Source organism: Acinetobacter sp. ABJ_C5_2 (assembly GCF_044538485.1).
GTDB lineage: Bacteria > Pseudomonadota > Gammaproteobacteria > Pseudomonadales > Moraxellaceae > Acinetobacter > Acinetobacter nosocomialis_A.
This window is the reverse complement of the sequence record NZ_JBIUCS010000001.1, coordinates 164,221-188,874: the sequence shown is the minus strand read 5'-3', so window position 1 is coordinate 188,874 and position 24,654 is coordinate 164,221. Positions and strand designations below refer to the sequence as shown.

The following is a 24,654-nucleotide window of genomic DNA, read 5'->3' as shown; positions in this document are numbered from 1 at the left end:
ATAGAAAAATAATATTTCATCTATCTTTTAGATTTCGTGCATAATGAAAACGCATTTTAATAAAAATACATGATTTGTGTATCATAAAAGGATTTTATGCAATGGATAAGTTCGACTGGCAAATCATTCAGGCACTACAAAAGAATGGACGGCTCACCAATCAGGAAATTGGAGACTTAATCGGTTTATCTGCTTCGCAATGTTCAAGACGACGTCAATTGCTCGAGCAAAAAGGTGTGATTCTCGGTTACACGGCGCGCATTCAACAACAGGCGCTAGGGCTGGAAGTTACAGCAATGATTCACATTAATTTAAGGACACACGAGGCAAAATCACAACAGGCTTTTCAAGAGCTCATTGAAGCTGAAGACAACATTCAAGATGCGTTTTCAATTAGTGGCGATGCGGATTTTATTTTAAAAGTCGTTGCTGAAAACTTAGAACAGCTTTCTCAATTTGTGACTGAAAGATTACTTTCTTATAATTTTATAGGGCACATAAAGTCTTACATTGTTCTTAAAAAAATTAAAGAACAGAATCATTTTTTAATCAAACCTAAAAGCATGAGCTATCATCACTCCCAATAAGTAAGCGAAGCTTTTCTCCCATAAAAATAAAAAGGCGGATACTAGATCCGCCTTAAAATTAATATTTAGACTTTACTGATATGAACCGTTTGCCCAATCGTATTTTCAAGTAAACCTTCTAAACCAAACTCAGCACCTAAGCCTGACATTTTCCAACCACCAAAAGGTGCATGAGGTAAGACTTCTGCATGGGTATTGATCCAAACAGTGCCACATTGAAGCTGATTAGCATAAGTTTGAGCAGCTTTAATATCAGAAGACCAGATTGATCCACCTAAACCAAACTCGCTGTCATTGGCACGGGCAATTGCATCGTTGATATCGGTATACTTTAAAACAGGCAACACTGGACCAAATTGCTCTTCTTGTACCACGCGGCAAGAGTCAGAAACTTCAGTCAGAATTGTTGGCGCAATAAAGTAGCCTTGCTCTGGTAGCTGTTGTTGTCCAGACAGTGCTTTTGCACCTTGTCCAATCGCTTCAGTAATCAGAGCTTTTACCTTGTTATATTGCATTTGGTTTTGTACTGGACCAAATGTTGTAGAAGACGCCATACCATCACCCACAACTTGAGCGTTGGCAATATCAGCTAACTTTTGAGATAAAGCCTCATATTGGCTTTCATGCACGTATAGACGCTTTAAAGCTGCACATGTTTGACCAGCGTTTAAGAACGCCATATTAAAAATCTTGGCTGCAATTTCATCGATATTTGCATCTGGCAATACAATACCCGCATCATTACCACCCAACTCTAAAGTTAAGTGTTTTAACTGCTGAGCTGCACCAGCCATAATGTGCTGACCTGTTCGAGTTGATCCCGTAAACACGACTTTTTGCACATCTGGATGAGAAGATAATGCTTCACCAATCTCACCAGCACCAACCACAATTGAGATCACACCTGCCGGAACTTCTTGCTGAATGATTTCACATAAACGCAAAGTTGAGAGTGGCGTGTATTCAGAAGGTTTACTAATGACAACGTTACCTGCACGTAAAGCAGGCATGATATGCCAAACCGCAATCATGAGTGGCCAGTTCCAAGGAGTAATTGAAGCTACTACTCCTAATGGTTGGCGATGGCGTTCAATACGCTTGGTTTCACTGTCTTCAATTACTTCAACTGGTAAATCCATAGCAGCCGCGTAACGCGTCCAGCCAATTGCGCCCTGCACTTCCATTTGTGCAAGCGCGAGTGGCTTACCTTGTTCAAGCACTACCAACTCTGCGAGCATTTCAGCGTGCTTTTCAATTCCATCTGCAATCTTATTTAAGATCGACTTACGTTCATCATGAGAAACTTGTTGCCAAGCTTTAGATGCTTGTTTGGCTGCACTCACTGCCTGATTTACCTGTGCAACCGAAGCTTTTGCACAACGTGCAGCAGTTAAGCCAGTAGCAGGGTTAAGAATTTCTAGTTCACCTTGTTCACCTGAACAAAGTTGACCGCCAATAATGAGTTTAAATTCATTGAGCATATTCGCTTGTTGCATTTCTTCTTCCTTGTCTTAATTGTAATTACAGCCACTTACTTTTTTCAGTTAAAGCGGGATTATTTAAAGTGAGTACGATATTGATATATCAATGCGACCCAAAATATCGGGAACATACCAATACAATAAGAAATTTGCTCCCCATAAATCATGCATAATTATTTATGTTTTTTGAAAATATGCATGTTTTGTGCATTTCATTCTCTTGCGATGCACACTTTTAATAAAAATAATATGTAATAAAAAAGCCCGGCAATAAACCGAGCTTTTTTTGTTATCAACTTAATTAGTCGATTGGTGGTACATAGTTACCAGAAGCAATTGCATCTTTAATGCGGTCAGCTTCAGCCAATACTTGACCTAAAAGGTTTTTAACATTTTCGAATGTTACAACAGGGCTTAATGTTGTCATCTTCAATGACTGTACATTACCCACTTTTGTTACACCAATATTTGCTTCACCACGTGCGAACAATTCGTCTGCTACGTTTTGGTTTAAGCTATCGATAAACTCAACTGGGTAGCCTTCTGGCACAACGCGGAACAATACCGAAGCAAATTGTGGTTCAACTAAAAGCTCTAAACCTTCAGTTGCCTTGATGTAATCTGCAACTTCACGAGTCAGTTTTACACCATGGTCAATCATTGAACCATATAAGTCTTCACCTAGTGATTCAATGGTCATCCACAATTTCAATGCATCAAAACGACGAGTCGTTTGTAATGACTTAGACACAAGGTTTGGTACACCATGTTCTTCATCATAAGCAGAGTTCAAGTATTCAGCTTCGTAGTGCATGAAACGATAGTTCGCTTCGTCTTTTAACAAGAACGCGCCACAGCTAATGCTTTGGAAATAATGCTTATGGAAATCGAGAGTGATCGAGTCAGACAACTCAATACCATCAAGCATTGCACGATAGTCATTTGACAAGATCAGTGCACCGCCCCACGCAGCATCGATGTGCATCCATGAACCATATTTCGTTGTGATTTCACGAATTTTCTTCAATGGATCAATTGCACCAGCATCGGTTGTACCTGCTGTCGCAACAACACAAGCAACAACTTTACCTTCAGCTTGAAGATGTGCCATCGTTTTTTCGAGAGCATCAACATCCATCTGTGCATTTTCATTCACAGGAACCGTCACAACTGACTGGAAGCCCATGCCCATCATTGCCATGTTCTTTTGCACAGAGAAATGCGCATTTTCAGAACAAATGACTTTGACGTTTTTCATTGCCTCAGCTGGAATACCATCACGCTGTACAGACCATGGGTTACCATTTTCGTCTTTCCAGTTTTTCGAGATACACCAGTCACGAGCAAGCAATACACCCATCAAGTTAGATTGAGTACCGCCAGAAGTGAAAACACCAGCCTGACCAGAACCATAACCTACTTTTTGACGCAACCAATCAATAAGCTGAACTTCCATTAATGAACCTGCCGGGCTTTGATCCCATGAGTCCATAGACTGATTAGTTGCATTGATTAACACTTCCGCAATTTGGCTCATCACCATAGTTGGGCAGTGTAAATGCGCTAATGAATGTGGATGGTGTACTTTCAAGCTTTTATTTAAGAAAAGCTCAATCATACGTTGAAGTGATTCTTGTACACCCATACCCTCTTTTGAAGGTTGGAAAGAAATTGCTGAACGCAATTCTTTAATGCTACCGCCTGTGTACATTTTTTCATTTTGCAACCATGCTGAAACGGCTTTTACCGCTTCGCCCATTGCTGACTCATAGTCAGCAATGGATTGTGCATCATTGCAGAGTAACGCTTTACGATGTTCTGCAAAATCCACCATTCTTACGCGCCTCGTACTGCAACCAATGCTTCTGCAATTGCTTTCTTGAAGCGGGCAATTACTTCAACACACTCGTCTTGAGTGATGATAAGCGGGCAAAGTAAACGAATTACTGTACCGTTACGACCGCCTTTTTCAAGCAATAACTTGTTGTTAAAGCAAGCAGTCTGGATCGCAGCCGCTAACTGAGAGTCAGCAGGATGAGAACCGATACGGTCAGCAGGTTTACGCTCGTCAACGATTTCAACGCCGATCATTAAACCGCGGCCACGTACGTTACCGATACATGGGAATTCAGTAGCTAATTTTTTCAATTCAGCTTGTAAGAAATCACCGCGTTCTTGAGCATTTTGAGCAAGGTTTTGTCCCTTGATCGTTTCTAATACGACAAGACCAGTACCCATAGCAAGTTGGTTACCACGGAAAGTACCCGTGTGACCAGCAGGCTGCCAAGCATCAAATTTACGTTTAATACCTAATACTGCAAGTGGTAAACCACCACCTACTGCTTTAGACATTACAACAACATCAGGTTCAATACCTGCATGTTCGAATGCAAACATTTTGCCTGAACGTGCAAAGCCAGCTTGAACTTCGTCTAAAATTAAAACGATGTTGTGCTTTTCAGTCACTTCACGGATTTTTTGCAACCATTTTACTGGAGCAGTAACAACGCCGCCTTCACCTTGAATTGCTTCAAGAATAACAGCTGCAGGCTTAGTTACACCGCTTTCAACATCTTCAATAAAGTTTTCAAAATAATAAGTTAAAGCATCAACACCAGCTTCACCACCTAAACCAAGTGGACAGCGATATTCATGCGGATATGGCATGAATTGTACGCCTGGCATTAAACCATTAACCGAGTTTTTCGCACTTAAGTTACCAGTCATTGCAAGTGAACCATGGGTCATCCCATGATAACCACCAGAGAAACTGATTACTGAACTACGACCAGTGTAAGTCTTAGCAAGTTTAACCGCTGCTTCAGTCGCGTCTGCACCAGCAGGACCACAGAACTGTAAGCAGTACTCTTCTTTACCGCCTGGTAAATATGCTAACAACGCTTCAGTAAACGCATCTTTTAAAGGTGTGGTTAAGTCTAAAGTATGCAATGGCAAACCACTTGCCAATGTGTCTTGAATACTTTGAATCACCGCAGGATGATTATGACCTAAAGCCAATGTACCTGCCCCAGCTAAACAATCAAGGTACTGTGTACCTTCAACATCAGTAACCCAGCAACCTTGTGCTTTCGCTATCGCTAACGGTAATTTACGTGGATAGCTACGAACATTCGATTCCATTTGACTTTGGCGAGTCAAATAATATTCGTTGGTAGCATTAGTGGCAGGGTTGACAGAAGTAACGCTCATATCGGATTACCATCTCTGATAAGGGTAGAAAGAAATAAGTCTGGTGACTTTTGGTCCTTTGACTCGGTGCTTTATAGAACTAGCGAAGACACATATTTTATATCTTGTAACTAGGAGCGCGATGATACCTAATTTTGCAAGAAAAAAAACGTCTTTTGTGTACTTTACTCATCTAATCTTATTGAAAAAATGTATTATCCCAATAGTTATGATGAATTATCATCATACTATGTGACAACCTAAAGAAAATATTCTTTTTTTATATTAGTTTGATTTTTTAAGTTACATTGAAATACTTTATTTTTAAGTTTTTATTTTTTAAAGCTTTTATTTGCACCAAAAATTAAAAAAATTGATTTAAATATTACAAATACCCCACAAAATCTGCAAAAGTTATGCATAACTTATGTTTAACATTTCTTAATGAAAAAAATTAAATTTATATTAATTTTTAAAGGATAAATTTATGCGTACTTTAGCAATATCTACTCTTCTACTTGGTACGGTACTCAGCCCTATGGTTTTTGCCCAAGATGATAATGCACTTCACTACAATATCGTAAATGTACAAGCTGAAGCTTCTCGTCAGGTATCTAACGATGAAATGCATGCAACTTTATATATTGAAAAAAGTAACAAGCAACCTGCTGAACTTTCAAATCAAATTAACCAGTTAATGAATCAAGCACTTGCGACTTCACGTAAATACCCGCAAGTAAAAGTGGAAACTGGTGCTCAAAGCACTTATCCAATTTATGACAATGACAGTAATAAGTTAAAAGAATGGCGTGGCCGTGCAGAAATCCGTTTAGAAAGTAAAGATTTTAAAGCAGCAAGCCAATTGATTAATGAGTTACAGCAAAACTTCCAAACCCAATCAATTAACTTTAGTGTTTCAGATGAGCAACGTAAAAAAGTTGAAAATGAGTTAATGGTTGAAGCATCTAAAAGCTTCCAGCAACGTGCTCAAATGCTGACTCAAGCTTGGAATAAAAGCCAATACACATTGGTGAATCTGAACTTGAATACCAACAATTACTTCCCTCAACCTGTTATGCGTGCCAGCCTAGCTAAGTTCGCTGCTGCTGAAGCGGTACCAGCTCAAGACATGGCTGCTGGTGAGTCTAAAATTACCGTAAATGCAAACGGTTCAATCCAGTTTAAATAATTTATCTTTCAAACTAAAAAAACCGCATAAGAATGCGGTTTTTTATTGTTCGATATTAAGATTCCAAACGTAAATCCTGCAATGAACTCCAAGCTGCTTTAGCTAACACATCTTTATAAACTTTAGGGTCGGACTTTACACGTTGCGATAACCACGCACGGCAATAGCTTTCTGTAGAACCAATCACCAATGAAAGCAAAAGCTCATTTGGAATTAAAGTTAATGCTTTAAATTCTTCAAAATTTGCAATCAAACTAAATATATTTTGGTTTCTGTTCTTATTTCTTTGGACGAGCTGCTGGTGTTCTTCACCTTTCATCATGTTAAAACTTGCTGAATTTAAAAATCTTGCAAATTCAGGCTGCTCACTTACCCAGTCCACATAACTATGAATTAAAGCAAATACCACATCTTGTAGCGTTTTGGCCTGTTTTAAGTATTCATCTCTTAGAGCTGTTTGGTCATCTAAAGCTGAAAAAAATAATGCCGCGACGATACCCTCTTTATTTTTAAAATGATGATAAATCGCTCCAACACTCGTTTCTGATTTGGCACGAATCATTTCTATACTGGTCGTTTCAATACCATGCTCTAAAAAACAGACTAAAGCATCTAACAATATTTGTCGTTTTAAAACAGCCCTTCTTCCGGGATACAAACGTTCTAATAAGTTTTGAGCAGATACCATTTTGTATTCTCTGACCAGTCATCGGAGATATTTTGAATGACTTGACGCCTATTTGTAAACAGAACTATATTCTTTAACAGAATAATATTCTGTATTTAAAATTATAGGAAGTAAAATTATGCCAACTACCTTAGAACTTTGGAAAAAAGTGACTGCTTTTCCTAAAGGAAAGTGGACATTCTCTCGTATGCTGTGTCTAAAAGCGCCCTATTTCGGTAGCATTTCCCCTCTTTTTATTGAGTTAAAACCGAACTATTGCGAAATTTCTATTAAGAAGAAGCGCTCTGTGCTTAACCATATTGGGACGATCCATGCAATTGCCATGTGCAATATGGCAGAACTCGCAGGTGGTACTATGACAGAAGTTACCGTCCCTTCTACACACCGCTGGATTCCTAAAGGTATGACAGTTGAATATTTAAAAAAGGCAGAAACAGACCTCATCGCTATTGCGACGCCTGTACAAACTAATTATGACTGGGAAAAAGCAGGAGAATATTTAGTAAGTGTAGATGTTTACGACACTCATAAAGACAAAGTGTTTCATGCGGTCATTACAATGTGGATTTCTAAAAAGAAATAAAAAAAGCCCTGAAATTTCAGGGCTTTTTTATCTTATTTTTTAAATGGGAAAGCATATTTTGCAATACGCCCAACCACTTGGCCGAACTGTTTAACAAAGCTAGCATTGTTATAGTTCAAACCATATTTTTTACAAACTGCTTCAACTTTTGGAGCCATTTGACGATAACGACGAGCAGGAATATCTGGGAATAAGTGGTGTTCAATTTGGTGGCTTAAGTGACCAGATAAAATGTGGAATGCTTCCGAACCAGTTAAGTTAGAAGAACCACGAATTTGGCGCATATACCAGTGACCACGGCTTTCATCTTGTAAAACTGTTTTTGGAAACACTTCTGCATCTTTTGTGAAGTGACCACAAAAAATAATACTGAATGTCCAAATATTACGAAGACCATTTGCAACCAAGTTTCCTGTAAATACAGGTAATGCAGCAGGTCCTGCAATGAGTGGGAAGAAAACATAGTCTTTAAAAAGTTGTTTACCAATCTTTTTATTCACTGGTTTTAACTCTTCCAAAAATTTTGCTTTAGTCTTACGTTTATAAAGAACACGACCAATTTCAAGATTCTGGATTGCTACGCCCCACTGGAACAATAAGCAAAACGGAATACTATAAACAGGTTGAAGCAAGAAACCTGGTTTCCAACGTTGCTCTGGGAATAAGCGAAGTAAGCCATAACCAATGTCATCATCGATACCTTTAATATTGGTATAAGTATGATGCTTATAGTTATGCGTTTGGCGCCAGTTATCCGATGTACCTACTGTGTCCCACTCATAAGTTTGACCATTAAACTTAGGATCATTCATCCAGTCATATTGACCGTGCATCACGTTATGACCGAGCTCCATGTTCTCCATAATTTTAGAGAAGCCTAATAGACCTGTACCTAAAATCCATGCTGGCGGGAACCAACCTGCAAATAGACATGCACGGCCTAAAAGACCGCTATAGCGAACTGCTGCATAAACACGGCGGATGTATTTTGCGTCTTTTTCACCCAAATCATCCAATACTTCTTGTTTGATCTGATCAAGCTCTTTTGCAAATGCTTCAAGTTCCGCTGGAGTCAAATCGCGATTTTTAGGATTTTTAAAATATTCGACTTTCACTGGCATATTCATAAGAGGTCTCTCTTAAAGATCAATAACTAGATCGGATTGTGCTGAGTTCACACAAATCTTGAGTAACTGGCTTGGTTCTGTATTTTGACTACCGTTGAGTAAGTTACGTGTAGAACCTTGCGTTTTACTACAAACACATTTATTACAAATTCCCATACGGCAACCGTGTGTTGGCTTAACACCTTCATGCTCTAGGCTCACCAAAATTGATTGACCCTTAGGAATTGCTATCACTTTATTAGACTGTGTTAATGTGACATTCACATAACCAACGTCATCTGCAGAGCTTTCATTAGTTAAACTAAATGCTTCAGTAAACACGGCTGGCGCTTTTTCAAAAAGCTCTTCGACAGTTGAAACAAAGCCAGATGGACCACATGCGTAGACCGTGCTGTTTTCAATATCATCAACCAATGCAAGATGTTCAGCATTTAAGCGCTCATCATTTGGTGTTTCTTGTGTGTAAAACACCTGATAGCTGAAGTTTGGATTTTGCTCTGCTACTTGTTCGAAAAACTCTGTAAAAGCAGCATCAGAACGCTGTTTTACCCAATATAAAAGCTGAACCTGTACTTTTTCTAACTGCTGGCTTTGCTTAATTGCTGTAATTAAGCTCAACATTGGTGTAATACCACTACCCGCAGCCAACATAATTAATTTCGGTGTCTGGATATTTTGTTGCATGTCACCATAAGGCTGACCAAGCTCAAAAATATCACCAATTTTACTTTCGGCAATGAACCAGTTACTGACAATACCATCAGCAACTTTTTTAACGGTTAAACGTAAGTGCTCTGCGTCTACTTGCGTCAAGCTATAAGTACGTTCATAACGGCGGCCTGCAATTTCAACAATCACTGGATGATGCTGACCTGCTGCTCCCATTTTAACCAAACGGTTGCATTTTAAAGTAAGGCTCACAGTGTCATGAGCTACGAATTCTTTTTTTACAATTTGAACTAGTCCATGCTGCACAGACCATAAAGGATTTATTTTTTGTAGCCAGAAACTCGCTATATCTTTATCAAATACAGCTTGTGTTAATGAATTGAATAGAGAATTTCTCTTTTCGATTGCTTGCATAACTGAGGGCTCTGTCGCTCTTTTTTAATTATTATACACATGTATATATATTTGTATATACACCTGTACTTTTAATTACAATTTCACAAGTTCCCTGTCTAACGCTATAATCCAGACAGTTTAAGAACATATTGAAAAGCATGACCCAAACCTCACTTTCTCAGAGCCCAAATGACACAGCCTCTTCACAAGATGTCATTGAAATAAAAACAGCAACGCGTTCTGTTGGAAGAAAAGCGACTATTACGAAAGACGAACTTTTTCAGGCTGCACTTAACCTGATTGGTCCACAAAAAAGTATCGCCTCATTAAGCTTACGTGAAGTTGCGAGAGAAGCTGGTATTGCACCAAATAGCTTTTATCGCCACTTTAAAGATATTGATGAATTAGCCATTTCACTCATTGACCGCGCTGGTATCGTTTTACGTAAGATTATTCGTCAAGCTCGTTTGCGTGCATCTTTTCAAGACAGCATTATTCGTAGTTCGGTAGAAATTTTTCTTCAACAGCTTGATGCAGATGAAGGTAATTTAAGTCTGTTATTACGCGAAGGCTTTACAGGTTCAGCTTCTTATAAAGCTGCGGTAGACCGTCAGCTCAACTTTTTCCAGCAAGAGCTACAAGAAGATTTAATCCGTCTAGAGCGATTAAATAACAACCACCTATACCATCCGGAACTTGTTGCAAAAGCAATTACGCAACTGGTATTTCACATGGGTGCTAAGGTGATCGATCTTCCAGTTCATCAACGTGCGGAAGTCGCTGAACAAACCATGATCATGATCAGAATGATTTTAGAAGGTGCCCGTCATCTAGACGAAGCAAAAATACGATAAATTCAACATAAAATGGTTTGTGATTTTACAAGCCATTTTTTATACAGACATACCTATTTCTTGATAAAAATATAATTCACAGATTGAAGCAACCAACATGCAAGAGTATAAGTAATTATTATTCTAGCAATACATACCCATTTTTCCCCACGATATTTAGGGATTCACATGCAAAGTTTGAGTAATCGTCAAAGCCTGATTGCAAGCTATATTCTGATGGGCATTTTTTTGCTTTCGGTTATCCCCTTGCATCTCTTAGCAAGTTTTTTTGCTGGCTTTCTCATTTATGAAATTATTATTAGTTTAAGCTCTATTGTTGAACGTTATATTGATGGTCAAAGAGCCCGCATTTTTATTAGTATTTTACTCAGTATTATCACGGTTTCACTTATTGCCTTTTTCATTACAAGTTTAATTAGCTTTGTCGTTTATGACTTAAAGGGTGTAGGTATCCATAATATCAACAATAAAGTCGATCAAACGCTATTACACTTACAAAGCGAAATTGGCAAATATCTTCCAGGTTATATTCCAGATAGTGTTACAGAACTAAAAGATGAAATTTTCGCGTTTATGAAAGATAACGTGACGACATTAAAAAATGCCAGTTCCGATATCTTACATAACTTTGTAACCATGATTATGGGCCTTATTATTGGTATTTTGGTGGCTATTCATGGCTTTCACCGTCGTACACCACAGCCTATTTTTAAGTCGTTACTCATTCAACGTATTCAAAAATTATCAATTTCTTTTAGGAATGTAGTTTTTGCCCAAATTAAAATTTCGGCAATTAATACCCTGCTCTTTATCTTATTTGCGTTTGTACTATTGCCGATTTGGGGTGTTCACCTACCTTTCGCCAAAACCTTAACCATTCTTACTTTTTTGTTTGGTCTCATTCCAATTTTAGGCAACTTAATTTCAAATACGCTTACTTTTATTGCTGCACTTACGGTTTCACTCGGCCTAGCAGGTGTTGCTCTGCTCTACCTCGTATTAGTACATAAGTTAGAATATTTTATTAATGCGAAAATTATTGGTCATAAAATTAATGCCAACGCATGGGAAATTTTATTGGCAATGTTAATTTTTGAGTCAATTTTTGGTTTAGGTGGCCTAATTGCAGCACCAATCTTTTATGCCTATTTAAAACTAGAATTAAAAGATGCCCGAATGATTTAATTAAAATTTATTCAATAAAAAAGCGCCTTAAAGGCGCTTTTTTATATTTCATCACTTATGGTTTAACCACTACGAGTACTTGAATTGCTTCCGGAGTTACCGTTAAGCCATCAAGCAAGCTCAAGCCTTCTTTTTGCAACTTCTGTAAGCGCTCGATTTCGTCTTGACGAATACTTGGGTTGAACTGTTTTAAATAAGTTAAACGATCAATCTCGTATTGCCATTTACTACCATAATGCTCTTTTGCCTGCTGTTGAAGCTGTGGCAAGCCTACTTTAGCGATATCAAGCGCTTGTCTATAACGCTCTTCAATCACTTCTCGGCGAGCTTTAACCACTTGGCGGCAGCTATTGCCATCTAAATGATGCAAATATGGTTTTAAAATGGTTGGATCAATCTTTTCAGATAAGTCCTGACCATTTTCACTTAACAACACACGAATGAGCTGTTTCGGCAAGCTTGATGGCAAGTTCAAAGCTTTTGGTGCAACGACATCAACTTTAAACCAAACTTCAAGTAATACAGAACCTTGCTTTAATGCATTTGACTTAAGAACAGCAACATTGGTACTACCGAACGCTTGTGTACGGATCATTTCCATGACACTTTCAATGAACGGATGTTCTAAAGTTAGATATTGAGCATCTTCACGCATTTGTGCCTGATCACGATAGAACGTTGCAGTCATGCCTTCTTCGTCTAATGCCAAACCTTGTACTTGCATCTGGTCTGTCGGACGAATAATAACAGTACCGTTACTTTGCTCATCAAAATCAATATTGGTTGAAGACATAAAACGCTTCACAAACATAGGTAATGTTGTGTTGTCATCGTAGTCTTCTAAGGCTTGCACAATTTCTTGTGCAACGATAGGACGACATGAGTTGTATTCAAGCAAGCGATCTCGACCAGCTTGTAACTCTGTTTCCAAAGCTTGACGTTGAACATTTACTTCTTCGAGTAAATCTTCAAATGTTTGACCTTGGTCTGAAAGTAGGCAGTCTTTTAATTCAACAATAAAGTTTTCTTGCAGCGTTTGAGCTGTTGGAGAAATATTGCTGAAAATATTCAACGCTTCATTGTACCAACGGAACATACGCTCTTGCGCGGTGCCCATTAAGTAAGGTACATGAATTTGAATACGGTTTTCTTGACCAATACGGTCTAAACGACCAATACGTTGCTCTAAGACATCTGGGTTTGCAGGCAAATCAAATAAAATCAGATCACTTGCAAACTGGAAGTTACGACCTTCTGAACCAATTTCAGAACATAGTAAAATTTGAGCACCATAGCTTTCTTCTGCAAAGTAAGCAGCCGCTTGGTCACGCTCAAGTAAACTCATACCTTCATGGAACATTGCGGTACGAATACCAGCATGCAAACGAAGTACACTTTCTAAAGATTCAACAACAGGACCACTACGTGCAATTAAAAGAACTTTTTTGTGCTTAAGTTCTTTACGTAGAATTTCCATTAACCATGGCACACGTGGGTCATTTTGCATCCATGAACCATCAAGTTGTGCTTCTTCTGGCCACATTTGCTCACGTAATTTACCGTCTTTTGACCAATCTTCTGGCGCTGGTAAAGGTGCCGGTTGGCAATCACGGCCTGGGAAGCCTTGAATCGCTTCACGTGTATTACGGAATAGAATACGACCTGTACCGTGACGGTCTAACAACTCATGAATCGCTCTGAAACGTTGCTCAGGCTGATCTTCAATTGAATGACCCAATAAACCTTCTAAAGCTGTTAAGTGCTCTTGAGTTAAAGGTTCATCCGACATAAGCACTTCTGCAACTTGAGCAGTTTGCTGATATTGCGCTTCTTCATCTAAGAAACGTTCTAAACTGCTAAAGCGCTGTGGATCTAACAAGCGTAAACGTGCAAAGTGGCTTTCTACACCAAGCTGTTCAGGTGTTGCTGTAAGAAGTAATACACCCGCTGTATTTTCAGCAAGTTCTTCAACTAAATCATAACGATCATTACCGCCTTCTTCTTCACTCCACATCAAGTGATGCGCTTCATCGACAACGAGTAAATCGAAACCAGCTTCTAATGCTTGCTCACGTAAATCATCATGGTCCACCATCAAATCTACGCTGGCAATAATGCATTGCTCAGTTAAGAACGGGTTAAGCTCTGGATCATGTTCTTTAATAGATGCAGTACGGGTTAAGTCGAACAGAGAAAATTGCAAGTTGAAACGACGACGCATTTCAATCATCCACTGATATTGCAATGAATCAGGGACTAAAATGAGGATACGTTCAGAGCGGCCAGTTTTAAGCTGTTGGTGGATAATTAAACCAGCTTCGATTGTTTTACCTAAACCTACTTCATCGGCAAGTAAAACACGTGGTGCAAAACGTTTACCTACTTCATGCGCAATATAAAGCTGGTGTGGGATTAAACCTACACGTGCACCGACCAAGCCGCGTAAAGGGCTGGTTTGCATTTGCGATTGCATGAGCATGGCTTCAATGCGTAAGTCATACCACTCTTTATAATCGATCTGGCTTGCCAACAAACGATCTAAAGGTTTTGACAACTGAATTTGTGCACCAATACGAGTTTCATTGAGCGCTTTACGTTCTTGTTCGCCATTTTCTAAAGTACGAACGACGTTATAACGCAAAACCCCATGGCGGTCTTCAACCGACTCAACAATCCACTTCTGGCCTTCTTGATCTTGAACTTCATCGTTTGTGTTAAAGATGATGCGAGATAGCGGTGCGTTATTACGTGCATAGACACGCGTTTCATCACTTTTGGGGAATAAAATGCTGACAGATCTTTCATCTACATCAATAAGAACGCCTAAACCGAGCTCAGTCTCTGTATCTGATAGCCAACGTTGACCAATAGCATACTGCTGCAATTTTTCCACCTTTTTCTCAAGTTCGCACTACATATTGTACGATGCAAATTAGCTTATTTTTGCATCTTTTTATGTAGTCTTTAAAGCAAAATTTTGCAGCGGAAACCAATTAAATTGTTTCGCTACAAAAATTACTCATTGAAAGTTTTTACATTAAAACGGTACAGGACAGTTAAACGTTAATGATTCCCCTGTAACAGGGTGATTAAAGCTTAACTGTTTGGCATGCAAGCACAGACGAGGAACAAGTAATTGTTCCGGTGTTGCATACAATGTATCACCTACAATCGGATGTCCCAGATATTGCATGTGTACACGGAGTTGATGAGAACGTCCGGTAATCGGTGTTAATTTGACACGCGTAACCGGTTGTCCCTGAATCTGGAAATGTTCAATCGCCTGCCAATGTGTTAAAGCAGGTTTGTTATGAGAAGCATCGACAATATGTAAAGGTGGTCGACTCGGGTCATAGACTACAGGGATATCAACTGTCCCTTCTCCGTCTAGATGGCCTGCGACTAACGCTTCATATATTTTCGAAGTTTGACGGTCTTGAAATTGGCGTGCAATCGTACTTTGTCCACGCTTAGATAAACCAAAAACCAAAATACCTGAGGTATCACGGTCAAGGCGGTGAATGAGCAAAGTTCGTGGTTCAATTGCCACCAGTCTTGTCAAAACGCTGTCATGTAAATCACCTTTCCCTGGCACACTCAAAATGTCCGAAGGTTTATGAATCACCATAAAATCATCATCACGATAGATCAGATGTTCACTTAGAAAATCACTCAAAGTTGTATTCCCAAGGCAAGATGAAAAACAAGCGGGCAATAATAAAAAGCTTACGTCCGAATTACAATGCCGTTCGGGTAAATTAACGACAGAATTTGCAAATATTATGATTCAGTTTATGGCTAAAGCCGATTAGTGCTTCAATAACTGCATAATATGTTGCAAGGTAGGTGTTTGCATCAGCTCTTCAGCGCTTAGACTCGCACCGTTCGCACGCCATAATTCCACCAAATAATTGACGCCAGCAGTGTCTAAGCCATAGTTTCTTAAATCTATTTCGGGATGAATTTCCATTGGATGCCGCCCCACCTGTTCAGCAACTGCCAATAAAATTCCTTTATCAGACAACACCTGTGACGACGGTGCACTTAAAGACCATAACCGCATTAAAGTCTGTGTGTTCACATGTTGAATGGAGTCAAAACTGATTTTTTCAATCCATTGTATATGCTGCTCTAAACTACTCGCCAAAATCGCATCATTTACAACAGCTACATAATCTGTAATGGATAAAACAAGCTGCATAACTTGTTTAAACAACGGTGATAAATTTCCCGCCATTATCACTTGTGCTTGAGTGTTTGATGACAACTGTTGCCCAAGCTGTAACATGGTCTGTTGAAGTTGAGATGACTGAATCATCATGACTGGAATATCGAGTGCCTGTGCTCTTTTGCTTAGTAATTCTAAATGATCGGCTAATGGCTGGTTCATCCAGTCAGGGGCATTTTCAAGTTCATTTAACCCAACCATGAGCAAGATGCTATGCGTAGATTCAATAGGCCAATTTGAGGTACTTACGGCTAACTGGATTTTTCGAGGTAAGGGATAAAACATTGTTCTCTACAAATATAAAAATAGCTCAAATTAAAAAGCCCGTTTAAAACGGGCCTTTTTGCTTACTTCATTTCGGCGAATGTTTCTTTTGCAGCCTGAATCGTATATTCGATATCTTCATCTGAATGAGCAGATGAAATAAAGCCTGCTTCAAATGCCGATGGCGCTAAGTTTACACCGCGCTTTAACATGCCATGGAAGAACTTTTTGAAAGCTTCAATATCACATGCCAACATAGAGTCAAAGCTTGTAATGTCTTCTTGGTCGGTAAAGTAAAGACCAAACATTGCACCCGCTTGCTGAGTTTTAAATGGAATACCCGCTTCATCTGCTGCTGCTTGCAAGCCTGCAAGTAACTTTTCAAGTTGAGCAGATAACTTGCTGTAAAAGTCAGGTTGACGTAAATGTTTAAACATTTCAATACCAGCACGCATAGCAAGTGGGTTACCAGATAAAGTCCCCGCTTGGTACACACCGCCTAAAGGTGCGATGCATTCCATGATTTCACGCTTACCACCAAATGCACCAACTGGTAAGCCAGCACCAATAATTTTACCTAAAGTCGTTAAGTCAGGTTTAACGTTATAAACTGACTGAGCACCGCCCAATGCAACGCGGAAACCTGTCATCACTTCATCAATAATAAATACAGAATTGTATTCATCACACACATCACGAATCGCTTGTAAGAAACCATCAATTGGTTTCACCATATTCATATTACCTGCGACAGGTTCAATAATGACGCCCGCAATTTCATGACCAAATTTAGCAAAGCATTCTTTTAATGCTGCAATATCGTTATATGGCAGTGTTAAAGTATGTTTAGCAAAGTCAGCTGGTACACCTTTTGATGTTGGTTCGCCCTCACCTTTAGTTAATAAACCAGAACCTGCTTTTACTAACAATGAGTCAGAGTGCCCGTGGTAACAACCTTCAAACTTCACGATTTTGTCACGGCCAGTATAACCACGTGCTAAACGAATAGCAGTCATTGTTGCTTCCGTACCAGAATTGGTCATACGTACCAATTCAATAGATGGCATGATTTCACAAATGATATCTGCCAATGTAGTTTCGTGTACGGTTGGTGCACCAAAACTTAAACCATCTTCTGCTGCTGTTTGTACAGCTTTAATAATATCTGGATGAGCATGGCCCAAAATCATTGGTCCCCAAGAGCCAACATAATCTACATAGCGCTTGCCATCTACATCCCATAAATACGCACCTTTGGCTTTCTCGATGAAAACTGGTGTTCCTCCAACGCCATTAAAGGCACGTACCGGAGAGTTCACACCACCTGGAATGTGTTTGCTGGCTTGTTTAAATAACTGTTCTTGCTTTGGAGATAAACTCATGGAAATGCTCGTCTTAAATATCTAAAAAATAATTTTGAAAGCTTAAGAAAATAATTGTGCCCACGCCTGTACACGGGCAGGAATTTCAGCAGTTGATCGACCTAATATATCACTAATGACTGCACAGAGGTCAGCTCCAGCCTCAATCACGGGTTTTGAGTTTTCAACTGTTAAACCGCCAATTGCACAAATAGGTAAATCATATTGAGCCGCTGCTTGCTTAATGACTTCAATACCGACATTGCCTGCTTCTGGTTTTGTGGCAGTTGCATACACTGCGCCAAAGGCAATATAAGTTGCGCCATCAGCAATTGCTTTTTGGGCAAGTTCTAATGAGTTTAAGCAAGTACGGCCAATAATGACACCTTCTGGTAACTGTGATTTTGCATCTGTGATTTCACCGTCACTTTGGCCTAAATGCACACCTAAACCAAACTGAGCAGCCAGTTTTAGGTCATCATTAATGACAAAAGGAACCTGATATTTTTCACATAACTGTTTGATCTGTTCGACTTCAGCAGGCTGGTCGGCTTTGTCTACTTTTTTACGGCGGTACTGTAAAATTGCGATTTGACGTGTTGCGAGTGCGGCGTCTAATTTTTCTAATAATAATTGGATTGGGTCATCGTTGGTAATGAGATATAAACCGCGCATACTCTACTCTCGCTTTTAAAAACTTCGCTAGTATAACGGATTTATAAGTCATCATAAGTACCGATTGGTATAGGCTTATCAGTACCAATCGGTATATTAAGAATAGAAATAAAAATTAACTTGGAATTTTATCGTGCTTGCGATCAATCAAACTTAATCGACCAGTTGCAACATCAGATAGCATTCGCCAATCAGAAATAAAGCTATAAAGAGGCTGTTTAAAACTCGCAGGTTTATTTTTCTCAAATACGAAATGTCCAATCCATGCACACGCATAGCCAGAAACTAAACCATAAAGTACGTATTTGGCCTGTTTTTTACGAATGGCTTTTGAAAAAAAGTATATACCAATGCTGCTACCCACCACATGTAGGCGTCTGCTCATAATGTTACGGTGTTCGGTTAAATAAAAACGATAAAATTCCTGATAGTTTTTAATAGGTAATTCAAACTCTGGCTGAGTTTCATGATTAAAATTTACGGGTGCATTCACGATCATCTTCCTGATTTTTATTTGATCAAAACATCACCTGATTGTACACCTAAATAAAAGTGTAGCGTCATATGTTTGATTGTAACTTTCTCTATCAAAAACATTATTTTCAGCGCTAAGCTATTATACTTATTCAAGATAGTTTAAATACCTGATTCAGGGAGATCTGTTATGGTTGAAGTTGAGCTTAAGTTTCAGTTACCTGAATCGAAGAAAAAAACCGTCCAGCAATATTTAAAAAAACATAAAGCACAGCATATTCATCTACAGGCCAAGTATTACGATACGCCAGATCGCCTACTTGCAAAAAATGGTATGGCCTTACGCTTACGCAAAGAAAATAATCTGTGGGTACAAACCTTTAAAGCTGCCGGCCAAAGTCATTTACATCGTGTCGAAGAAGAAGTTTTTTTAGGAAAATGCGATCAAGAACCTGACTTAAACCTTGAGTTATATAAAGACAATAAAGCCGTCACAGATTTGATTACTCAAGCTTTAGGCTCTGAAGTCGAAAAGCTAAGCTTACAGTTTGAGACTGATGTACAACGTACCTATCATGTTTTTGAAGCAGATGACACGGCAATTGAAGTCTGTCTTGATGACGGCGCCGTAAAAACAGCAACCGCACAAAGCAAAATTTGCGAAGTTGAGTTCGAACTTAAACAAGGTGCAGTTAAAACACTTATTCAATTTGCTCAGCAATGGATTAATCGTTATGAACTTTGGCTAGATGTGAGAAGTAAAGCCGAGCGCGGTAATTTACTCGCATTGGGGCAAGCTGCTTCACCGGCTGTTCACGCAAAAAATCTGAACTTAGATAAAGACATTTCAGCAGAACAGGCACTCAAAAAGATTGTAGAAAACTGTTTGGGACAATTCTTGCCTAACATGGCCGCAATTGCCGATGGAGTTGCCGAGGCTGAGCACATTCATCAGGCACGTGTAAGCTTACGCCGTTTACGTAGTGCACTAAAACTTTTTTCAGCATGGTCAGACGAGTTAAACCCTGTGTGGGAAGAGCAAATTGCCGAACTGTTCCGTCAGCTTGGGGACACGCGAGATGAAGATGCCATTCGTACCGAAATTTTACCTATGATTGTGCAGCATGGTTCACCTGAGCTTTTACTTCCGCTCTCTGAACAGCCATTAAAAGATCTTGCCACAATGTTTAAATCAGCAGACACCATTAAGCTTATACTTGCCTTATTAGCATTTGCCTATTCAGAAGAAGAAGATCAAAACGCCAAAGGAAAATTGAAAAAATATATAGGAAAAAGCTTAGATAAGTTACATCATCAAGTGGTGAGTAATGCCGATCATTTCACTGAACTTGAAGTCACCGAACAACACAGAACGCGCAAGAAAGCCAAACAGCTTCGTTACTGCATTGAGTTTATATCGAGCTTATATCCTCGTAAAAATGTTCAGCAGTTTTTAAAACAATTACAGCCTGTGCAAAATACTTTAGGACTTTATAACGACTTATTTATTGCCGAAGATCTATTTAATAAAGCGATTGAACACGACCCACATTTTTGGTTTGCATTAGGATGGGTTAAAGCCAAACAACCTTATTTACAAAATCAGTCTGCCGAAGCTTTGCAAAAATTTAAACAGGCAAAAACATTTTGGTAAGAATCTTGAAGTCGCGGCAAATATGCCGCGACTTTTTATCTATATTTACCAAATACTTTCCATACACCGTTATCTGCTAATGGATCGCTATAGCTATCACTACGCTGTTTTCTTGGTTTATCGCGAGCATCGACGAGTTTAAAGTGTGGCTCTACCCCTAACACAATACCATTGGTATAAAACCGTGAACGCGTATATTCACTTTGACCATGCTGGAATACATACGTCCGTAAATCAATAAATTCACGGTGTGCAACTAGCGCTGCTGTATCATCACTTTGCAACCATTCTTGCATGGTAAATATCTGGTTTGTGTCAAACTGCCCACATTTTTCAATAAGACTTGCAACACCACGGAAAGTTTTTGATTCTTTTGCGCGTGTTTTATTAATCCGAATTCGGTCTACATGGAAAAAGAATAAGGGTAAGTTTAGATGGCTTGGTAAATGAATTGCATCTGGTAATTCATCTTCCATAAAAGGTTGAAAAAGCTCTTGTGCCCTTTCGATTAAATCTTTCCATTGTTGGTAATAGGCCAAGACTTCGTCTTGTAAACCATAATAAATCGGCAGGCCTTCGACATGTTCTAAATATTGGGGTGGAAAAATATGCTGGCGTAATAAAGCAATATCTGTTTTTAAACTTTGAACGGCAATTGCATCTTGCATATTAAAACTCCCCCATACTTAGGCTATTTACAGACTAAGGCAAAGGTTTTGTTTCCGCAAGGCTTTGCCTATAATAAGCAGCTCTATTTTTGCGGGAATATGTCATGTCTCAAAAGATTAATGCAACAGATATTACTGAAGAAGAAGCGTTAAATGCTGTTTTCTTTGAGCGTGCGGATGAATTCATTAAACAAGCGAATGATTTTTGTCGCCCGCCTAAAGGTCAAAAACCTGACCCTGCCGAGCTTCGCGGCCAAGTGAGTGCAGCAATGTTATTTGCAACTGCCCGTTTTAATACGTGGGTTGCTGCCAATAATTTCAAAGACGGCAACGAAATGCGTGATGCAAAAGAGCAAGTCATGTCTTATCTTCTTCAACAGTTCCAAATGATGCTTGAAGATAACTTTGATGAGTACTGTGAACAGTTCGATAACTACTTACGTTTCCGTAAGAATGAAGATTTTCATACTCACAAACATGATCATGATCATTAATAAATTTTAAATATCCAAATAAAAAAGCCACTTCAAGTGGCTTTTTTATTTGCTAAGTCATTTATTGCTTTTGGGGTTGACCATATTGGTCAGCCATAACTTCCACAAGATTGGAAAGTTTAATATATTTTTTAATGACTGCATTCACATCAGCAACTGTCAGCTTTGTTAAATCTTGATCGTGCTTAACACGGTCAAGTAAGGTTTTACCTGACTCAAGCTCAAGGTTTAACATACCATGAATATTGCGTTCGTCTTCTAATGCAGTAACACGTTTTTTCATGAGATCTGCTTTCGCGGCTGCAAGTTCTTGCTCGGTAATACCATTGGTTAATAAGTCATTGAGTACCTTATGAACAGAAGCAGAAACTTGCAACGAGCGACCAGCCGTATAGTTTGCACTAATGCTTAATGCACCAACATTAGTATTCTGATCGAGTTGCAGCCCTGTTCCAAAACCATATACCAATGCATTTTTCTCGCGAAGCTCTTGAGCCAAACGTGAAGAAATTTGAGAATCACCTAAAATATAATTCATTAATATTAATGCAGATGCATCAGGATGATTTTTCCCAACAGGTAATGCGAGTACGCTTTGATAACTACCAAACTCACGTTGTTCAGATAAAGCATGTACTTGTTGAGCAGGAAAATCGACATGTTGAATCAAGATTTTTTCATATGGCTGCTTACTGTTCCAACTGCCGAATTCTTGATTCAATAACTTTTTCATTTTCTTGGCATCAAATGCACCCGTAATCGCAATTTGCGCATGATTCATTGCAAAGAAATGCTGATATAGCTCTTTCACTTGTTCTTGAGTCACATTCTTTAATTGTTTTTTAGCCAGCTCAGGTTCAAAGTGATAACGCAAATCACCTGGTTGGTACTCTTCAATTAAACGCGACAATGTTAAACCTGCCACGACATCCGGTTCAGTATATGGGCGATCAAGGCTAGATAAGCTTTGCGACTTAATTAGATCGAATTGAGATTGTTCAAATTTAGGATTTTTCATGACCTCTAAAACAAACTTGAAGAACTCATCAAATTTTTCAGTTTTAGACTGAATATTAATAGTCATGCCATTACCGTCGGCACTCGCATAAGCTGCTCCACCTGCATCAATCGATTTATCTGCAATGTCTTGCAAACTATATTTATCAGAACCACGAAGTAATAAATATGAAGTTAAATCAACAACCGTGCCTTTATCAAATAAAGATTTTTCTGTACCAAAATCCATAGTAATGGTCGCATAAGTGCGGTCATCACGGGTTTCTACAGGGAACAAAGCATACTTCATTCCATTTTTAAGTTTCCCGCGAATAATCTTTTTCTCATTACTTTCAGCATATTGCTTAGAGGTTTTTAAAAACTCATTAACTTCTTGTTGATAAACTTTCGGGTCTTTTAAAGGCTCTGGTTTAACATCGCTTTGATCTAAAGTTTTAGGCTTATCTTTAGGGTCGAGTTGCAATGCTTTCTTTTGATCTTCTGGTGTCGGCAAAATATCGCCATCAATACGATGCCCAGCAACAAGGAACTGTTTTAAGGTTTGATTTACTTCATTGAGCTTCACTTTCTCAACTGCATCTAAATCTTTAAAATATTGGTCCCACTGCCCACCAGCTACAGTGTAATCACTTAAACGAGAACCCAAAGCAACGGCGTCTTTATTGACTAACTCACCTTGCGTTTTCATTAAGCTTTTTACACGATTTAGCTCAGTCTCCGTAAAAGGTTTACCCTTTTCAATTCCAGAGAGCAAAGCGCTTTCAACTTTATTAGGGTCATTTTTTGGTGAGTAAACAGCACCTAAAAATACGACGTTAAAATCTTGGTCTAACCATGTTGATGCCTGAACGTCTGTACTAATACCTGTTTCAACCATGCTCTGGTACAAGTGACCACTTGGCTGCATGGTATATAACATTGGTGCTAAAGCCAGTGTCGGTTGAATTTTGATATTTTTCCCATTCATATAGATATGGAATTTGGCTAAATCGCTGCCCTTTTTCACCACAAATTCACGATCTTTCATTTTTGTGGAATCTAACATCGGCACCTGAACAGGCTTCGGTACAGCTCGCGCAGGAATTGGACTAAAATATTGGTCAATTGTCTTTAAAACATCAGTTTTATCAAACTTACCTGAAATCACCATAACCGCATTGTTCGGTGCATACCAACTGCGATAGAACTGGTTCAATTCAGGCATTTTAATAGACTTAAGCTCAGGTAAATCACCAATTGGTAGTCGCCCTAAATACTTGTTTCCATAAGCCGATTTCCACATTTGATCCATTAAGACAGCAAAAGGCTGATCCATACGGACTTCACGTTCACGCTTTACGATTTCAATTTCAGAAGGAACAAATTTTTCTTGGAGTACCAATTTATCCATACGTTCAGACTCAAGGTACAACACTTGATCTAGCGCATTTTTTTCTGGACGGACGATATTGGTGTATTTGGTTGAATAGTAGTCCGTGCTCGCGTTAGTCATTAATGTATATTGGTCTAAACGGCGCTGGAACTCTTCATCCTTCACATTTTGCGTGCCTTTAAACGCCAAATGTTCAAGTAAATGCGCTAAGCCGCCTTTACCTTGCGGGTCGTTTAAAGAACCTGTCAAATAGATGGTATTAATAAAGATTTTATTTTCTTTGTCATTCGGCGCAAGTACCACCCGAAAGCCATTATCTAATTTATATTCCTCAATATTTTGCTTACTTTTTACTAATGTCGTTTGTGCAAAAGAGGCAGCACTTAAACCAAGAATACATAGGGAGAGAGTCAGTTGTTTAAACTGCATAAACATATAAATACCAATTAATTTGAATAATAAAAAATCAATAGTTGTGGGACTATAGTAGGAAATTTAA

21 protein-coding genes are annotated in these 24,654 nt (G+C 38.9%); 7 read left to right on the top strand and 14 right to left on the bottom strand.

The window, feature by feature from the left end; genetic code table 11:
- The first annotated feature begins 101 nt into the window (after positions 1-101).
- Positions 102-587: an Lrp/AsnC family transcriptional regulator gene (locus ACH8JV_RS00910; protein WP_000357090.1), complete on the top strand. Its 486-nt coding sequence runs from the start codon at positions 102-104 to the stop codon at positions 585-587.
- Between the two features lie 65 nt (positions 588-652).
- On the opposite strand, the gene ACH8JV_RS00905 is transcribed toward ACH8JV_RS00910, so the two are convergent.
- The 3 genes from ACH8JV_RS00905 to ACH8JV_RS00895 form a co-directional block, all read right to left on the bottom strand.
- Positions 653-2,083 carry an aldehyde dehydrogenase family protein gene (locus ACH8JV_RS00905; RefSeq protein ID WP_396519222.1) on the bottom strand — a complete coding sequence of 477 codons (1,431 nt, stop codon included), beginning with the start codon at positions 2,081-2,083 and terminating at the stop codon, positions 653-655.
- Positions 2,084-2,369: 286 nt separating this feature from the next.
- A complete protein-coding gene (locus tag ACH8JV_RS00900; RefSeq protein WP_346788974.1) occupies positions 2,370-3,902 on the bottom strand; it encodes an aspartate aminotransferase family protein in 1,533 nt (510 codons plus the stop codon).
- Positions 3,903-3,904: 2 nt separating this feature from the next.
- Positions 3,905-5,278 (bottom strand): diaminobutyrate--2-oxoglutarate transaminase, encoded by a 1,374-nt coding sequence (locus tag ACH8JV_RS00895; RefSeq protein WP_263614313.1) that lies wholly within the window; start codon positions 5,276-5,278, stop codon positions 3,905-3,907.
- Positions 5,279-5,744: 466 nt separating this feature from the next.
- Here ACH8JV_RS00895 and ACH8JV_RS00890 point away from each other — a divergent pair, with 466 nt between their 5' ends.
- Positions 5,745-6,446: an SIMPL domain-containing protein gene (locus ACH8JV_RS00890; protein ID WP_396519219.1), complete on the top strand. Its 702-nt coding sequence runs from the start codon at positions 5,745-5,747 to the stop codon at positions 6,444-6,446.
- Between the two features lie 55 nt (positions 6,447-6,501).
- On the opposite strand, the gene ACH8JV_RS00885 is transcribed toward ACH8JV_RS00890, so the two are convergent.
- On the bottom strand, positions 6,502-7,134 hold the full coding sequence (locus ACH8JV_RS00885; RefSeq protein WP_396519217.1) for a TetR/AcrR family transcriptional regulator: 633 nt from the start codon (positions 7,132-7,134) through the stop codon (positions 6,502-6,504).
- 118 nt (positions 7,135-7,252) lie between these two features.
- On the opposite strand from ACH8JV_RS00885, the gene ACH8JV_RS00880 reads away from it, so the two are divergent.
- Positions 7,253-7,717 carry a hotdog fold domain-containing protein gene (locus tag ACH8JV_RS00880; RefSeq protein WP_396519215.1) on the top strand — a complete coding sequence of 155 codons (465 nt, stop codon included), beginning with the start codon at positions 7,253-7,255 and terminating at the stop codon, positions 7,715-7,717.
- A 32-nt stretch (positions 7,718-7,749) separates the two neighbouring features.
- On the opposite strand, the gene ACH8JV_RS00875 is transcribed toward ACH8JV_RS00880, so the two are convergent.
- Positions 7,750-8,844, bottom strand: coding sequence for an acyl-CoA desaturase (locus ACH8JV_RS00875; RefSeq protein ID WP_212511055.1), 1,095 nt, complete (start codon positions 8,842-8,844; stop codon positions 7,750-7,752).
- Between the two features lie 12 nt (positions 8,845-8,856).
- Positions 8,857-9,927, bottom strand: coding sequence for a ferredoxin reductase (locus ACH8JV_RS00870; protein WP_396519213.1), 1,071 nt, complete (start codon positions 9,925-9,927; stop codon positions 8,857-8,859).
- A 140-nt stretch (positions 9,928-10,067) separates the two neighbouring features.
- Between ACH8JV_RS00870 and fabR the strand changes: the two genes are divergently transcribed.
- Both fabR and ACH8JV_RS00860 read left to right on the top strand, forming a co-directional pair.
- Positions 10,068-10,763, top strand: coding sequence for an HTH-type transcriptional repressor FabR (gene fabR, locus ACH8JV_RS00865; RefSeq protein ID WP_002052794.1), 696 nt, complete (start codon positions 10,068-10,070; stop codon positions 10,761-10,763).
- Between the two features lie 168 nt (positions 10,764-10,931).
- Complete coding sequence (locus ACH8JV_RS00860; RefSeq protein WP_343569171.1) at positions 10,932-11,948, top strand: AI-2E family transporter; 1,017 nt, start codon at positions 10,932-10,934, stop codon at positions 11,946-11,948.
- Between the two features lie 55 nt (positions 11,949-12,003).
- Here ACH8JV_RS00860 and rapA read toward each other — a convergent pair whose 3' ends face one another.
- The 6 genes from rapA to ACH8JV_RS00830 all read right to left on the bottom strand — a co-directional run bounded on the left by rapA (position 12,004) and on the right by ACH8JV_RS00830 (position 18,975).
- Complete coding sequence (rapA, locus tag ACH8JV_RS00855; protein WP_209048392.1) at positions 12,004-14,841, bottom strand: RNA polymerase-associated protein RapA; 2,838 nt, start codon at positions 14,839-14,841, stop codon at positions 12,004-12,006.
- Positions 14,842-14,985: 144 nt separating this feature from the next.
- Positions 14,986-15,624 carry an RluA family pseudouridine synthase gene (locus ACH8JV_RS00850; RefSeq protein WP_396519211.1) on the bottom strand — a complete coding sequence of 213 codons (639 nt, stop codon included), beginning with the start codon at positions 15,622-15,624 and terminating at the stop codon, positions 14,986-14,988.
- 132 nt (positions 15,625-15,756) lie between these two features.
- Positions 15,757-16,461: an acyl carrier protein gene (locus ACH8JV_RS00845; RefSeq protein ID WP_396519209.1), complete on the bottom strand. Its 705-nt coding sequence runs from the start codon at positions 16,459-16,461 to the stop codon at positions 15,757-15,759.
- Between the two features lie 62 nt (positions 16,462-16,523).
- Complete coding sequence (gene hemL, locus ACH8JV_RS00840) at positions 16,524-17,822, bottom strand: glutamate-1-semialdehyde 2,1-aminomutase (RefSeq protein ID WP_396519207.1); 1,299 nt, start codon at positions 17,820-17,822, stop codon at positions 16,524-16,526.
- Positions 17,823-17,864: 42 nt separating this feature from the next.
- Entirely contained in the window at positions 17,865-18,476 is a 612-nt protein-coding gene (gene thiE / locus ACH8JV_RS00835; protein ID WP_272197464.1) for a thiamine phosphate synthase, read from the bottom strand.
- Positions 18,477-18,591: 115 nt separating this feature from the next.
- Positions 18,592-18,975: an Mpo1-like protein gene (locus ACH8JV_RS00830; protein ID WP_396519205.1), complete on the bottom strand. Its 384-nt coding sequence runs from the start codon at positions 18,973-18,975 to the stop codon at positions 18,592-18,594.
- Positions 18,976-19,140: 165 nt separating this feature from the next.
- Here ACH8JV_RS00830 and ACH8JV_RS00825 point away from each other — a divergent pair, with 165 nt between their 5' ends.
- A complete protein-coding gene (locus ACH8JV_RS00825; protein WP_396519203.1) occupies positions 19,141-20,604 on the top strand; it encodes a CHAD domain-containing protein in 1,464 nt (487 codons plus the stop codon).
- Positions 20,605-20,639: 35 nt separating this feature from the next.
- On the opposite strand, the gene ACH8JV_RS00820 is transcribed toward ACH8JV_RS00825, so the two are convergent.
- A complete protein-coding gene (locus ACH8JV_RS00820) occupies positions 20,640-21,272 on the bottom strand; it encodes a hypothetical protein (protein ID WP_396519201.1) in 633 nt (210 codons plus the stop codon).
- Between the two features lie 104 nt (positions 21,273-21,376).
- On the opposite strand from ACH8JV_RS00820, the gene ACH8JV_RS00815 reads away from it, so the two are divergent.
- On the top strand, positions 21,377-21,766 hold the full coding sequence (locus ACH8JV_RS00815; protein WP_209048400.1) for a DUF3144 domain-containing protein: 390 nt from the start codon (positions 21,377-21,379) through the stop codon (positions 21,764-21,766).
- A 61-nt stretch (positions 21,767-21,827) separates the two neighbouring features.
- Here the strand turns inward: ACH8JV_RS00815 and ACH8JV_RS00810 are convergent, their stop codons facing one another.
- A complete protein-coding gene (locus ACH8JV_RS00810; RefSeq protein WP_396519199.1) occupies positions 21,828-24,590 on the bottom strand; it encodes a M16 family metallopeptidase in 2,763 nt (920 codons plus the stop codon).
- Positions 24,591-24,654: the final 64 nt, after the last annotated feature.